Origin of the sequence: Marinococcus sp. PL1-022 (assembly GCF_033845285.1) — a bacterium.
In the GTDB taxonomy this organism is placed as follows: domain Bacteria; phylum Bacillota; class Bacilli; order Bacillales; family Marinococcaceae; genus Marinococcus.
This window is the reverse complement of sequence record NZ_JAWXCX010000001.1, coordinates 2,537,165-2,551,130: the sequence shown is the minus strand read 5'-3', so window position 1 is coordinate 2,551,130 and position 13,966 is coordinate 2,537,165. Positions and strand designations below refer to the sequence as shown.

At 49.6% G+C, this 13,966-nt stretch carries 12 protein-coding genes; 10 read left to right on the top strand and 2 right to left on the bottom strand.

Going from position 1 to position 13,966, the window contains the following annotated elements; translation table 11 throughout:
• Positions 1–5: 5 nt before the first annotated feature.
• Both SIC45_RS13120 and SIC45_RS13115 read left to right on the top strand, forming a co-directional pair.
• Positions 6–1,499 carry a tripartite tricarboxylate transporter permease gene (locus SIC45_RS13120; RefSeq protein ID WP_319632478.1) on the top strand — a complete coding sequence of 498 codons (1,494 nt, stop codon included), beginning with the start codon at positions 6–8 and terminating at the stop codon, positions 1,497–1,499.
• Between the two features lie 95 nt (positions 1,500–1,594).
• A complete protein-coding gene (locus SIC45_RS13115) occupies positions 1,595–2,389 on the top strand; it encodes a PhzF family phenazine biosynthesis protein (protein WP_319632477.1) in 795 nt (264 codons plus the stop codon).
• Positions 2,390–2,452: 63 nt separating this feature from the next.
• On the opposite strand, the gene SIC45_RS13110 is transcribed toward SIC45_RS13115, so the two are convergent.
• Positions 2,453–3,028 (bottom strand): UbiX family flavin prenyltransferase, encoded by a 576-nt coding sequence (locus SIC45_RS13110; protein ID WP_319632476.1) that lies wholly within the window; start codon positions 3,026–3,028, stop codon positions 2,453–2,455.
• A gap of 110 nt (positions 3,029–3,138) precedes the next feature.
• Positions 3,139–3,906: an SDR family NAD(P)-dependent oxidoreductase gene (locus SIC45_RS13105; protein WP_319632475.1), complete on the bottom strand. Its 768-nt coding sequence runs from the start codon at positions 3,904–3,906 to the stop codon at positions 3,139–3,141.
• 306 nt (positions 3,907–4,212) lie between these two features.
• Between SIC45_RS13105 and SIC45_RS13100 the strand changes: the two genes are divergently transcribed.
• From SIC45_RS13100 to SIC45_RS13065, 8 genes are all read left to right on the top strand, one after another.
• The gene (locus tag SIC45_RS13100) at positions 4,213–5,607 is read left to right on the top strand and encodes an NCS1 family transporter (RefSeq protein WP_319632474.1); all 1,395 of its coding nucleotides are present in this window, start codon (positions 4,213–4,215) and stop codon (positions 5,605–5,607) included.
• Between the two features lie 89 nt (positions 5,608–5,696).
• A complete protein-coding gene (locus SIC45_RS13095; protein ID WP_319632473.1) occupies positions 5,697–6,293 on the top strand; it encodes a transglutaminase family protein in 597 nt (198 codons plus the stop codon).
• Positions 6,294–6,411: 118 nt separating this feature from the next.
• Positions 6,412–7,686, top strand: a complete 1,275-nt coding sequence (locus tag SIC45_RS13090) for a PrsW family glutamic-type intramembrane protease (protein ID WP_319632472.1) — start codon at positions 6,412–6,414, stop codon at positions 7,684–7,686.
• Positions 7,687–7,701: 15 nt separating this feature from the next.
• A complete protein-coding gene (nei, locus tag SIC45_RS13085; protein ID WP_319632471.1) occupies positions 7,702–8,523 on the top strand; it encodes an endonuclease VIII in 822 nt (273 codons plus the stop codon).
• A 98-nt stretch (positions 8,524–8,621) separates the two neighbouring features.
• A complete protein-coding gene (dcuS, locus tag SIC45_RS13080; RefSeq protein ID WP_319632470.1) occupies positions 8,622–10,223 on the top strand; it encodes a DcuS/MalK family sensor histidine kinase in 1,602 nt (533 codons plus the stop codon).
• A 1-nt stretch (position 10,224) separates the two neighbouring features.
• Positions 10,225–10,935 (top strand): response regulator, encoded by a 711-nt coding sequence (locus tag SIC45_RS13075; protein ID WP_319632469.1) that lies wholly within the window; start codon positions 10,225–10,227, stop codon positions 10,933–10,935.
• 134 nt (positions 10,936–11,069) lie between these two features.
• Positions 11,070–12,776 (top strand): SLC13 family permease, encoded by a 1,707-nt coding sequence (locus tag SIC45_RS13070; RefSeq protein ID WP_319632468.1) that lies wholly within the window; start codon positions 11,070–11,072, stop codon positions 12,774–12,776.
• Between the two features lie 12 nt (positions 12,777–12,788).
• Positions 12,789–13,955 (top strand): mandelate racemase/muconate lactonizing enzyme family protein, encoded by a 1,167-nt coding sequence (locus SIC45_RS13065; RefSeq protein ID WP_319632467.1) that lies wholly within the window; start codon positions 12,789–12,791, stop codon positions 13,953–13,955.
• Positions 13,956–13,966 lie beyond the last annotated feature (11 nt).

Genomic DNA, 13,966 nt, shown 5'->3' with positions numbered 1-13,966 from the left:
GAAAAATGGATTACGGATATTTTATAGACGGTTTAATGAATGCAATAACCCCCCTTAATTTACTTTTTGTCTTTTTAGGAGGACTGCTGGGTACGATTGTGGGGATGCTTCCTGGACTGGGGCCGGCTACAGGCGTAGCGGTATTGATCCCGGTTACTTTCGGCATGGAACCGATCAGTGCGATGATTTTATTAATTGCCATTTATTACGGAGCTATGTATGGGGGCTCGAGAAGCTCTATTCTTTTAAATACACCTGGGGATGCATCAGCGATTGCTGCCTCGTTTGATGGATATCCGATGGCCAAAAACGGCCAGGCCGGCCAGGCCTTAGCGATAGCTACAATAGCTTCCCTGGTTGGAGGAACAGTAGCGGTCGTAGGCTTTACTTTCCTTGCCGGGCCGTTGGCTGATTTCGCCATACGCTTTGGCCCGGCCGAATACTTTCTGCTGATGCTTTTTACGCTTTCAGCGATTGTGTCCCTCTCCCGGGGGGATATGCTGAAGGGGTTTATTTCTATGCTGTTCGGCTTAGTGCTGATTACGATCGGGGTGGACGCACAAAGCAGTGTGTACCGTTTTACAATGGGACTGCCGCAGCTGACCGAGGGCATTGATTTTCTTATCGTTATCATTGGCATCTATGCTGTCGGGGAAGTATTGTATAATTTTATTGCTATTAACCGGCCGCCGGAAAAGAAAAACAAGGTGGAAAGCCTGTGGTTTACCAAAGAACAGTGGAAGGCCTCCAGAATGCCAATCATTCGAAGTGCTCCGCTCGGTTTTTTAATTGGAGTACTGCCTGGCGCTGGCGGATCTATCGCTTCGATGCTTGGCTATACTACGGAGCGGCAGTTATCTAAGACTCCGGAAAGATTCGGCCAGGGAACGGCTGAAGGAGTAGCTGCTCCTGAATCAGCAAACAACAGCGCTTCTGTAGGGGCGTTGATCCCGCTGTTAAGCATGGGCATACCCGGATCCGGAACGACAGCTGTATTACTGGGGGCATTGGTTATGCTTGGCATCCAGCCCGGCCCGCTGTTGTTTGAAAGTGAACCAACAACTATTTGGACACTGATCAACAGTATGTTTATCGGAAATCTGTTTCTGGTAGTGATTAACATCCTTTTAGTCGGCCTATTAATTAAAGTGCTTGATACGCCGTCCCATATTCTGTATCCATTGATACTGATGCTTGGCTTTGTCGGTGCCTATACACTCAGCTACAGCACGATCGATTTTTACATCCTACTGGCATTTGGCGTGCTCGGACTGGCCTTTAAACTGCTGCGCTTCCCGATCGCTCCTTTAATTCTGGCGTTGATTGTCGGACACGATATGGAGCAGAATTTCCGTAAGAGTTTAATTGTGTCCGATGGCAGTCCTTCGGTGTTCTTTTCTTCGCCGATCAGTATCGTGTTGATTATTATGATTATTTTATCGATCAGTGTTCCGTTCATTTTGACCGCAGTAAAAAATAATAAAGCAAAGCAGGCATAATTCACGTAAAGGGCACGGACTCAGAGGAGTTCGATGCCCTTTTTTTCAACCTGTGCTACAATGCAGGCAGAATAATAGTGATAAGGAGAAAAAACATGAAGATATATACGGTGGACGCTTTTACGAATGAGGCTTTTTACGGTAATCCGGCAGGCGTGTGCCTGCTGGAGGGAACGGAGCAGAAGTCCGAGGCGTGGATGCAGCAGACAGCTGCAGAAATGAATCTTTCCGAAACGGCTTTTTTGTTCAAAAAGGAAGAAGGCGAATACGGCATACGCTGGTTTACCCCTTCCGCTGAAGTGGATTTATGCGGTCATGCGACACTTGCCTCCGCACACGTGCTGTGGGAAGAGAAGGAAGTGGCCAAAACGCAGACGATTACGTTTCAAAGCGCGAGCGGGCCTTTGGCTGCCTTTCTAAAAGAAGGATCCATCTGGCTTGATTTTCCGTCAGAGCCGCCCGAGCCTGCGCCTTTAAATGAAGGGCTTCTGCAGGCTCTTGGGATAAAGGCGCCTGCCGTGGAGCAGAATCGGATGGATGTTGTTGTAGAGGTCGACTCCGAGGCGGCGCTTCGAAATATCGTACCGGATATGGAAGCATTAGCGGAGCATACAACACGCGGATGCATAGTTACATCTTTATCGGAAGAGGAAGGAATCGACTTTGTGTCACGCTGCTTCTTTCCAGCCATTGGTGTGGAGGAGGACCCGGTGACGGGCTCGGCGCACTGTGCCCTCGGCCCGTATTGGGCAAAACGGATGGCAAAGCAGAGCTTCACGGCCAAACAGGCCAGTAAACGGGAAGGGATTGTGGAGGTGGAAATGCACCGCAGCCGCTGTCATATCGGCGGGCGGGCAGTGACCGTTATGAAGGGCGACTGGCTCGCCTGATAGTATCTTAAGAGAATCGAATTCAGAAATAAAAGCGGACGCCTTTTGACCGGGCGTCCGCTTTTATTTGGGTTTCGAAGATGGGATGCCTTCCCATCGATCAGCTTCTTCCATATGAATGCCGAACTGGTCGAGCGTGCGGTAGGCAATATGGTCGACCAGTTCATTGATATCTGCCGGCTGATTGTAAAAGGCAGGCATCGGCGGAGCAATAGTTACACCGAGTCTGGAAAGGGCGAGCATGTTTTCCAGGTGAATGGTGTTAAGAGGCGTTTCCCGTGTCATCAGCAGCAGGTGCTTGCGCTCTTTTAAAACGACATCCGCCGCGCGGGCAATAAGATTGTCCGCAAAGCCGTGACGGATAGAGGCGGTCGTTTTCATGCTGCACGGAGCGATAATCATGCCCTCGGTACGAAAGGAGCCACTGGATATGCGGGCGGCCTGATCCTTCGAGGAATACGAAACGTCGGCCAGCGCCTCCACCTGGGCCACGGTGTACGCTGTTTCAAGCGGAATCGTAGCCTTTGCCCAGGAGGATAAAATCAGATGGGTTTCGATGTCGGTGGATTTTAATATTTCGAGCAGGCGGATGCCAAAAATGGCGCCCGTTGCGCCGGTTATACCAATAATTAATTTCAAAAAAAGAACCTCCTTCATGCAGGCCGTCGGAAGACCCTGTTCGCTCGTTTGATTGTATCACGAGTGAGAGCGAACGCGCATGAAGGAGGAGGTTATACAGAGAGGGCAAATTAATCGGCCTGCATGCCTCCGTCAACGTTATACAAGGAACCGGTAACGAAGGAGGCCCGGTCGGAAGCGAGAAAAAGTACGACTTCCGCGACTTCTTTTGGAGTGCCAAAGCGTTCAGCCGGTATTCCTTCGCGAATTGCCGCTGCCGCCTGTTCCGGATCGTCCGGCGAAAGGTTGCGCTGAATACTGGTAAGCATTTGTGTGTCAATGGCAGCCGGTGCTACAGCGTTTACCCGGATATTGGCTGAAGCGGCTTCCAAAGCGGCCGTTTTCGTCAGGCCGGCCACAGCATGCTTGGAGGCAATATATCCAGCCATTCCCGCTGACCCGATATAGGCAGCGTTGGAAGCGGTATTGATGATCACCCCGTATTGCTGTTTTTCCATTTGCCGGATCATATGCTTCAGCCCAAGGAAAATGCCAGTCGTATTTATATTCATGATTAAGTCAAATTGTTCCTTATCCAGATCCCTGATAGGAGTGACAGGGCCGTTAATACCTGCATTATTAAAGAAAATGTCTATTTTTCCGAAGGTCTCTGCTGCTTGTTTAACATAATTTTCGACGTCCTCTACCTTTGTTACGTCTGCCTGGATAACAGTAATTGTCTTTTCCCCGCTCGTTAAATCATTTTTAGCGTTCGTTAAAGCTTCTTCATTCACATCCACAAGAACAACGTCCGCTCCGTTATCGAGAAACAGCTGAGCTGTCTCTTTGCCAATACCGCCGGCGCCACCTGTGATTAAAGCTGTTTTACCCTCCAGCATCGAAACCCTCCTAATAGTATTAAAATACGTTCGGTAGTGAAGTAAGAAGATATACCTACAGTATAATGATAACGTTTCCAAAAATCAAACCAAATGACTAAATTATTCCAATGTAAGAAAATATACATTTCGAAAGAAATAAATCAGCCGTTTTTAGCAATAATGCACAGAGAACATAATAAATTTGTGTGATGATAAACAATGATCCGGTGCGTGCTTCTCCGATAAAATAAAATTAATCATAAAACGAATGAATTAATTATGTAATCGTGAATTGTTCGTTTTTTTATTTAGGAGGGAAATATCATGCAGGCACGGCAGGATCTAAGACCAATCACTAATGAAAAAGAAAGAATCCTCGGCCCGAAAGCTTACGTGGCGATGTGGTGGGGCGATACGATCATGATCGGTACCTTTATGCTTGGTTCAAGCCTGATTCCGCCGTTTGGCGATCTGAATCTTTACCAGGCGGGCGCGGCCCTGCTTCTCGCAAATATTATGGCTGCTCTGTTGTTTTCATTAAATGGATATGTAGGATGGAAGCACGGAATTCCGATGGTGGTCCAGCTTCGTTCGTCCTTCGGCCCGATCGGGTCAAGAATTCCTGCCCTTTTACGCAGCATTCCGGCTTTGTTCTGGTTCGGGATCCAGACGTGGCTCGGGGCGCAGGCGTTGAATCAGATTGCCTCGGGCTTTATAGGCTTTGAAAACGTATGGGTATGGTTTTTCGGCTTTCAGGCCCTGCAGATTTTTCTTTCAGCTAAAGGCATTGAATCTATCAAATGGGTCGAAATTGTCGGCTCTGTAATTATAATGGGCGGTATCATCTACTTAATTTTCCTGTTTTTAACGACGTTTGGATTTGAAGTGCAGGCAGCCGCAAACGTGGACGGCTCCTGGGGGATTCCGCTCTGGCTGGCAATGACCGTCCTGGTGGGACAGTTTGCGGCTCTTTTGATCAACGTCTCGGACTACACAAGGTACTTACCGAAAAAGACAAGGACCTCCACCTATATTAATGCCCATCTTATCGGCATGGTGCCGCCAAGCATTCTGCTTCCCTTTATCGGGATGCTCGGGGCGGCCGCGGTTGGCATCTGGAATCCGATTGATGTGATTTCCGGGTATATTCCTTCCACTGTCGCAAGCATTATTGTTTTGGTTTTTATCGCGATTGCCCAGGTGACCACGAACTTAATGGCCAATATCATGCCCCCGGCGCTCGTGGCGATGGACCTGTTCAAAATTTCGTGGGCAAAGTCATGTATTATTATCGGCATACTCGCTACGTTCACATGCCCGTGGTGGCTGATGAACGCTGCTTATTTCACCACCTTTATTGCGATTGTCTCCGCCTTTTTAGGGCCGGTTTTCGGCGTGATGATTGCAGACTTCTTCTTTGTGCATAAACGCAACTACAACGTGGCAGCGCTGTATGAACAGAATAAGCTGTTTCAGGCTTTTAAAGGATGGAATCCGGCCGCTATTATTTCCATTGCCGTGGGTACTGCCGTTTCCTTTATTAATATCGATGGGTCCTGGTTTATCGGCGGAGTGCCAGCGCTTTTGCTTTATGCTGTATTAATGAAATTCTGGATTGCAAAGCACGAACCTTACGTGCAGGAAGGGATGAATCAGAGCTTCAGCGAGGAAGGAACGGGAGGAGAAAAACCGGTCCCTCAATGGATAAAGGAGTCGTAATACGTGTAAAAAGAACAGGCACTCGCCTGTTCTTTTTGTATTTAAATGCTTTTTTTAGTATAATTATACAATATAGAGAGGAGTAGTGTATGAAAAAATATTTACAGGCAACCTATGATGTTAATTATGAAGCGGAGAGCATTCAGCAGAAAGCGACGGAATTGTTTTTTCCAGAAATGAATGAGAAAGAAAAAATAGAATCCGCCTATATATTTGTGCGTGATGAAGTCAGTCACTCGTGGGATATTCAGGGAGAGACGGTCACCCGGAGAGCCTCTGAGGTGCTGAAATACCGCGAGGGGATCTGCTGGGCCAAATCGCACCTTCTGGCGGCACTTCTCCGCTCGGAAGGGATACCCTGCGGCTTCTGCTACCAGCGGTTAACGCTCTTCGTGGAACCGGCAGGCGGCTATTGTATCCACGCATTAAATGCCGTCTATCTTAATGGGGAAGACAGATGGGTGCGGCTGGACGCAAGGGGCAATAAGCCCGGCATTGATGCTCAATTTTTTACCGATAAAGAGCAGCTGGCCTTTAACGTGGAGGAGGCAAAGGACGAGTGGAATTACCCGGCGATATACGCGGAGACCCCGGCAGAGCTTCTGGACATCCTGGATCGTTACGGGGATCCGGTGTATATGTACCGGTACGCGCTGCCGGAGTCGCTGTCTGTTAAAGTGAATTAAAGAGAAACCAGTCCTGGGAAAAAACAGGCTGGTTTTTGTATTATGAGAAGGCGGTGGCTTATGATTCCGGCCATTCGGGTAAAATGAAAGTAGTTGGAGAAGCAGGGGGGTAGAGTCTATGGATTACTGGTACTACAGACAGAACGAAAAAGAGCATGGTCCGCTGTCGAGTGCACAGATGCGGGCGTTAATCGATGAAAAGCAAATTGGTGCTAAAACACTGGTGTGGTCGGAAGCCACCGGGGGGCGCTGGCTCTCGCTCAGCCGCACCGTCCTTGCCGAAGCGCTTATAGAAGAGGAGCATCCGGGTGATCAGGCGAGAAGTGCCTTTATCCGTGCTTCGACCCGGATTAACCAATATGTCGGTGAGGAAGGGTCAGCAGATTTTCATTTAAAAAATCTGTTTTCTGACGTGTTCAAGCGTCACACGAGGGATGAAGCAGAGCTGGTGTTTATTTCCGGCACATCTCTTACTACGCCAAACGAGCAGGAGATTCCGCTTTCATGGCCCAAGCCATGGCTGTTTTCGCGCGTGCTTCTGGTGCTTGTGATAACATATTTAATTTTATACGGGTGCACGCTGTTTTTCGGCAATGTGCTGACAATCCCCGGCATGATCGCCATCGGTTCATTTGCTGCGCCGTTTGCACTTGTGGTGTTTTTTTATGAACTGAATGCCCCGAGAAATATCAGTATGCTTCGCGTGCTGCAGATGTTTTTCGTCGGCGGGGTGGCATCAATTTTTGTCACGCTGATTTTGTATTCCTTTATCCCCATCGGTGAAATCGGGTTCTTCAGCGCTATCGTTATTGGTGTTGTCGAAGAAGTGGGAAAGCTGATTATTATTGCGTACTTAATAAAGAAAACGCAGGTGAAGTATATTCTGAACGGGCTCTTGATCGGTGCTGCTGTCGGCGCAGGCTTCGCTGCCTTTGAGTCCGCCGGCTATGCGCTTAATTTCGGTCTGCAGTATGGAACCGGCGTAATGATCGACGTTATTTTCGAACGCGGCTGGCTGTCGATTGGCGGGCACGTTGTATGGGGCGCCATCATAGGTGCTGCTTTACTGCTCGTAAAGCGCGGCGGGCCGCTGCGGAAAAAGCATTTGACGGACCGGCAGTTTTTGAAAATCTTTATTATTCCAGTGCTGCTTCATGCAGTATGGGATATGCCGATTGCATTGTTTCCTGACAGCCGTTTCGTGCAGCTGATTTTGATCGCTGTGGCCTGGTATTTGATTTTGACGATGATCCAGGCTGGTCTGCGTCAGATTGCAGCTTTGCATACAAATGGAAAGAAGCCGGAGCAGGCCGGCGAAGACGAACTGGAGGTTCAAACGGTCTCGCGGGGACAGACGATGTCACGCATGGGTCGGAAAGATAACAAGGAATAAGGAGCGAACAGCGACATGCCTGAAGGACCAGAAATACGGCGGGAAGCCGATAAAGTGGAAAAAGCCCTGCAAAAAGGGCCGATCAGCGAGATATACACGGCATTTGAGCGATTAAAGACTTACGAAAATCTGCTTTCGGGCTCAGAGGTCAATGAGGTGGCTACAAAAGGCAAGGCGATGCTCATTCATTTGAATAGCGGCTATACCATCTATTCCCATAATCAGCTTTACGGAAGATGGTATGTTAAAAACAGCTACACGTACCCGAAGACAAACCGCAAGCTCCGTCTGGCCCTGCATAATGAAAAGAAATCCGCCCTGCTGTACAACGCCTCGGATGTGGAGATTATGCCGACTGAAGAAATCTGGGACCACCCATTTGTCTCCAAGGTTGGTCCGGATCCGCTCAGCGAGAAAGTAACAGTGGATATGATTGTGGAGCGCGCCCTGGATAAAAAGTTCCGGAACCGGCGCCTGACATCACTTTTGCTTGATCAGCATTTTATTGGGGGCATCGGTAATTACCTTCGCAGCGAAATACTGTTTGCTGCCGGCGTTTATCCGGATCAACGGCCCGCTGATCTGGATAACGGACAGGTCCGGCAGATGGCTGAAGTACTGCTTGTATTGATGGAGCGTTCCTATAAACAAAAAGGAATAACAACGGATGAGTCAGTCGTCGAGCGTGCAAGGGCAGAGGGGAAAACTTACAGCGAGTACCGGCACTGGGTGTTTAACCGCGGCGGCGAGCCCTGCCGGGTGGACGGCACGGAAATTATCCGCTTCACTGCCGGTTCAAGACGATGCTACTACTGCCCGACCTGCCAGCCAAAATAAACGCCAGAGCCCCTGTCACCTTCGTTTGAAAAAACGGACAGCTCCCTGCATAATAAACATGTTACTAAACATAAGTATTTGCAGCAGTGATGGGGGATATGGTGGGGAAAAAGCGAACTAAACCGTTAAAGCTCGTAACATGGATTACCTTGTTAATTTCTGCAGTGATGCTGATTGCGCTTTGCATTACCGGCATTATCGTTGCCGTGGATACAGCTGACGATGTCCGGGATCAGCAGGCAGAAAAAGCACTGAATATTGCCCAGGCTGTCAGCCGTTCACCGGAAGCAGCACAAGCGCTGCAGGCAGGCGGCCAGGGAGGCAGCCTGCAGGAATATACAAAAGAAGTACAGGAAGCAACGAATATGGAATACATTGTCGTTATGGATATGAACAGCGTGAGGTATACGCATCCGCGCGAGGACCGGATCGGAAAGAGATTCGCCGGGGGAGACGAGACAGAGGCCTTGAACGGCCGTACGTATGTATCCACGGCTGAAGGAACGCTCGGTGTTTCCATGCGGGCGTTTGTACCGGTGATGGCCGGAGGGGAGCAGATCGGCGTCACCTCCGTGGGCATTCTGACCGACAGCATTCAGGAGGATATCTGGGCAGACCAGAAAACTCTGGTGCTCGGCAGTGGTATCGGTCTGGCCGCCGGCGTAATTGGCGCCTTCTGGCTGGCCCGCCGGATCAAAAAAACGATGCACGGCCTCGAGCCGCTTGAAATATCGCAGGTGCTTGAACAGCGGGAGGCAATTATGTCCTCTGTACGGGAAGGCGTGCTTGCCGTCAACAGCAGCGGCACAGTAATTCTGGCCAACGATGCGACCAGGGAGCTGTTCGCGGAAGCCGGCGCCGAAGAAGATCCGATGGGAAAGGATATATCTCATTTCTTTGCTGATTCCCTTCTGAAAAGAGTGCTGCAGACAAAAGAGCAGGAACTCGACCAGATCCAGCAGCTGAACGACGTAGAAATTATCGTGAGCTGCATGCCGGTCGTTTCAAACACAACCCTGCTCGGTGCTGTGGCAACCTTTCGCAAAAAAGATGAGCTGACGCGGCTCGTCGAGCAGCTGTCCGGCGCCAGAACCTACGCGGAAACGCTCAGGGCCCAGTCCCACGAGTTTATGAACAAGCTTCACGTCATTTCGGCCATGATTCAGACAGAATCATATGAAGAGCTCGATGACTATGTGATGAGCATTTCAAGCAACTACCGCCAGGAGGTCGGATGGGTGACCGCTTATGTGAAGGATCCGGTGCTTGCCGGCTATTTAATGAATAAAATATCCAACCTGCAGGAAAACGGTATTGAAGTGGAGCTCTCGGGAAGCGGGATGTGGCCGGCGATGGCTGATCCTGAATGGACCGACCATATGATCACAATTATCGGCAATCTGATCGACAATGCCCGTGACGCGATGAAGCAAACGCCGTCCCCTCATTTGTTTATGCATATTTACGTAGAAAATAGCTATCTCGGCTTTCAAATCGAAGATAATGGGCGGGGGATGGATGAGAAGACCCAAGCAGAACTGTTTGAACGGGGGTACTCGACGAAGGGCGAGGGCCGGGGCTTTGGCATGTACAATACGAAGCGATCGCTTGAGACGCTGCAGGCAGACGTGTTCATCGATTCCCAGCCAGGGGAAGGAACGGCCTTTGACGTGCAGATACCAATAAAGAAGGAGAACTGAAATGAGAGTATTAATGGTCGAAGATGACCCAATGGTAGCTAAATTTAACCGCATGTATGTCGAACGTGTTCCCGGGTTTGACGTAGCGGGGCATGCGGAAAACCTGACGAGGGCAAAAGAAATGCTTCATGCAGAAGCGGTCGATATTGTGCTTTTGGACGTATATTTAAATAAAGAAAACGGCCTTGATCTTTTAGAGGAGCTGCGAAGAGAACAGATCCCGGTGGACGTGATTGCGATTACGTCGGCGAACGACACCTCGTCTCTGCAGCGGGCCAAACGGCTTGGCTGTACAGATTACCTGATTAAACCGTTTCATTTTGAGCGTTTCCGGGAAGCGTTAATCAATGTCAAAGAATGGCAGAAGGCGTCCGGGACGAAAAAGGAATGGGGTCAGGAGGATGTGGATCAGCTGTTTTTAGCCAACAAGGGCACACAGGAGGAGCACGAGCTGCCCAAGGGTCTTACGACAGAAACCTTCCGGATTGTCGGCGAAGAAATTCTGCAGCATGCGGGAAGTACCTTTACGACGCAGGGGCTCGCAGAAAGCACGGGCATATCGAGAGTGTCCGTACGGAAGTACCTCGCTTTTCTGGAGGGAGAAGGGGTGCTTAAAATAACGATGAACTATGCGGGAAGCGGCAGGCCGCTGCAGCAGTACACGATGCCTCCGGAGCAGGTGGAAATACTTAAAGACTGGATGGAAAAGTAAGGAAAAAGGCTGAAAGTTTTGGTTATTTTGTTTACAAAAGTATGTGCTCACTTACAAAATGTATACAAGGAATCAAAACTCTATTATATTAATCAGCAAGCGCTTTCAATAATCTGAAAAAAGAGGTGAGAAGGATGAAGAATACGGTTGCTTCCGGCTGGAAATCATTGTGGAATTCCCACAGGCAGACCAAAAAACTACTGAATGTGTTCCAGACGGACCGGTCACCAACGCGTCATACGGAAGAAGAGATCCAGGATCCTTCTACTGCAGGACGCAAGACCAATCGTGGCGGAGACAACGGGGGAGGAAACAATGGAGGAGACAGTGGCGGGCAGGACCCAGCCTACAAACGTCCCCAGCTCGTAGGACTTATTTTAGGGCCATTATTATTTCTCATTACCATGCTATTTTTGGATCCTTCGGGGCTCAGCTATGAAGGAAAAGCAGTCCTTGCCACCACGCTTTGGATCGCCACCTGGTGGATTACAGAAGCTATCCCAATTCCGGCGACCTCGCTTTTGCCGATTGTCCTTCTGCCTATTACCGGGGCACTGGACGGCGACACGGTCGTTTCTTCCTACGGTAACGATATTATCTTCTTGTTCTTAGGTGGTTTCTTTATTGCCTATGCGATGGAAAAATGGAACCTACATAAGAGGATCGCGCTGTTTATTATCGCGGTTATCGGGACAAGCACGAACCGGATTATCCTCGGCTTTATGGTTGCCACAGGCTTTTTATCCATGTGGGTCTCCAATACAGCGTCAACCATGATGATGCTACCAATTGCGCTTGCGATTACGTATCAGGTATCGGAAGCCCTCAAGGAAGAAAAGGATTCCGAAAAAGAAGTGAAAAAATTTGAAAAGGCGCTTATTTTCGGTGTTGGTTACGCCGGAACGGTCGGCGGGCTCGGTACACTGATCGGAACGCCGCCACTCAGTATTCTGGCCGCGCAGTCGGAGGAGCTGTTCGGACAGCAGATTTCCTTTGCCCAGTGGATTATGTTCGGTGCGCCGATTGTAGCTGTCTTCTTACTGATTGTATGGTTCTATCTGACCCGTTTTGTATATAATGTCGGCTTTTCCACTATACCGGGCGGCCGGGACATGATTCAGTCCGAGAGAACAAAGCTCGGTGCGATGAAATACGAAGAAAAAATTGTAATGGCCGTATTCGTATTTGCCGCTGTGATGTGGATTACACGTTCCTTCTTCTGGGAAAATGTGGTTGGGATTACTGGTCTCAGTGACGGAGGAATTGCCATGATCGCCACCGTGCTGTTGTTTTTGGTACCTGCCACAAAAGAACAGGAGGACCCGCGGGTACTCGTCTGGAAAGATTCCCGAGAAATTCCGTGGGGCATTCTGCTGTTGTTCGGGGGCGGTCTCGCGATTGCAGCCGGCTTTAGTAACACCGACCTTGCCGAATGGATCGGTAACAGCTTAACTATACTTGAAGGCGTAAATATCATTCTTGTGATTCTTGTGTCTGCTGCGCTCGTATTGTTCTTAACGGAAATTACGTCCAACACAGCGACAGGCACCATGATTATTCCGCTGGTGGCCTCTTTGGCACTTGCGATTCAGGTTCACCCGTTCGCACTGATGGTGCCATGTGCCATGGCTGCAAACTGTGCGTTTATGCTGCCGGTTGGTACACCGCCAAACGCCATTATTTTCGGGAGTGGGAAAATACGGATCATCGACATGGTGAAAAACGGTTTCTTCCTGAATATATTTGCGATAATACTAATTACGGCATTAGTCTACCTGGTTCTGCCGGCGCTTTGGGGCATCGATTTGACTACCGTACCCGACTCGTTCCGTAACAACTAAGGAGGATCCGTGGTGAAAATTGTACAGGTAGAAGAGCAGGCGGTGCCGATCAAATCGGACATCCGTAACGCGTTTATTGATTTCAGTAAAATGAATGTCTCTGTCGTCGCGGTCAAAACCGATGTCATAAAAAACGGCAAACCGGTTGTAGGCTATGGGTTTAATTCCAACGGCCGGTATGCACCGAGCGGGCTTTTGCGCGAGCGGTTTATCCCGCGTCTGCTTGAAGCATCTAAACAGGAGATTACAAGTGATGACGGCGCCAATCTGGATCCCTTTAAAATTTGGAGCATATTGATGACCGGTGAAAAACCCGGCGGTCACGGGGAACGCTCTGTGGCTGTCGGGGTCATTGATATGGCGATATGGGACGCGGTGGCAAAAATTGAGGAAAAGCCGCTGTATCAGCTGCTTGCCGAGAGGTATAGAGAGGGGAGTGCAGACAGCAGTGTGTTTGTATATGCTGCCGGGGGTTATTACCAGCCCGGGAAAGGACTCGATGCCCTTCAGCAGGAGATGCGCACGTATTTGGACTCCGGCTATTCGGTGGTGAAGATGAAAATAGGAGGATCATCGATTGAGGAGGACATTCAGCGCATTGAAGCAGTCATTGAGGTGACCGGCGATCCTGGAAAGCTTGCAGTGGATGCAAACGGGCGCTTTGATCTGGATGAAGCGATTGCCTATGCGAAAGCGCTCGAACCATACGGGCTGTTTTGGTACGAGGAAGCGGGTGACCCGCTTGATTACGCGCTGCAAAATACATTGAGCCGCTACTATTCCCATCCGATGGCCACTGGCGAAAACCTGTTTTCCATGCAGGATGCACGGAATTTAATCAGCTATGGCGGTATGCGGCCGGACCGGGATTACCTGCAGTTTGACTGTGCCCTCAGCTACGGTCTGGTGGAATATATGCGTACGCTTGATATGCTGGAAGCAAACGGATGGTCGTCAAGAAGGTGCATTCCGCACGGCGGGCATCAGATGTCACTCAATATTGCAGCCGGACTCGGTCTTGGCGGCAATGAATCCTATCCGGGTGTCTTTGAGCCATTCGGCGGATTTGCCGATGACTATCCGGTGAAAAACGGCTATGTGCAGCTGCCGGAGGTTCCCGGCATCGGCTTTGAAGCTAAAAATAATCTTTATACGCTGCTGCGATCCGTGCTGCAGTAAAGAATAGCCTG

What these genes read in the sequence shown, in the direction of transcription:
- SIC45_RS13075 (WP_319632469.1), top strand. Translation starts at nt 10,225, where the DNA reads ATGAGAGTATTAATGGTCGAAGATGACCCAATGGTAGCTAAATTTAAC.
- SIC45_RS13120 (WP_319632478.1), top strand. Translation starts at nt 6, where the DNA reads ATGGATTACGGATATTTTATAGACGGTTTAATGAATGCAATAACCCCC.
- SIC45_RS13090 (WP_319632472.1), top strand. Translation starts at nt 6,412, where the DNA reads ATGGATTACTGGTACTACAGACAGAACGAAAAAGAGCATGGTCCGCTG.
- dcuS (WP_319632470.1), top strand. Translation starts at nt 8,622, where the DNA reads ATGGTGGGGAAAAAGCGAACTAAACCGTTAAAGCTCGTAACATGGATT.
- SIC45_RS13070 (WP_319632468.1), top strand. Translation starts at nt 11,070, where the DNA reads ATGAAGAATACGGTTGCTTCCGGCTGGAAATCATTGTGGAATTCCCAC.
- SIC45_RS13095 (WP_319632473.1), top strand. Translation starts at nt 5,697, where the DNA reads ATGAAAAAATATTTACAGGCAACCTATGATGTTAATTATGAAGCGGAG.
- nei (WP_319632471.1), top strand. Translation starts at nt 7,702, where the DNA reads ATGCCTGAAGGACCAGAAATACGGCGGGAAGCCGATAAAGTGGAAAAA.
- SIC45_RS13115 (WP_319632477.1), top strand. Translation starts at nt 1,595, where the DNA reads ATGAAGATATATACGGTGGACGCTTTTACGAATGAGGCTTTTTACGGT.
- SIC45_RS13105 (WP_319632475.1), bottom strand. Translation starts at nt 3,906, where the DNA reads ATGCTGGAGGGTAAAACAGCTTTAATCACAGGTGGCGCCGGCGGTATT.
- SIC45_RS13100 (WP_319632474.1), top strand. Translation starts at nt 4,213, where the DNA reads ATGCAGGCACGGCAGGATCTAAGACCAATCACTAATGAAAAAGAAAGA.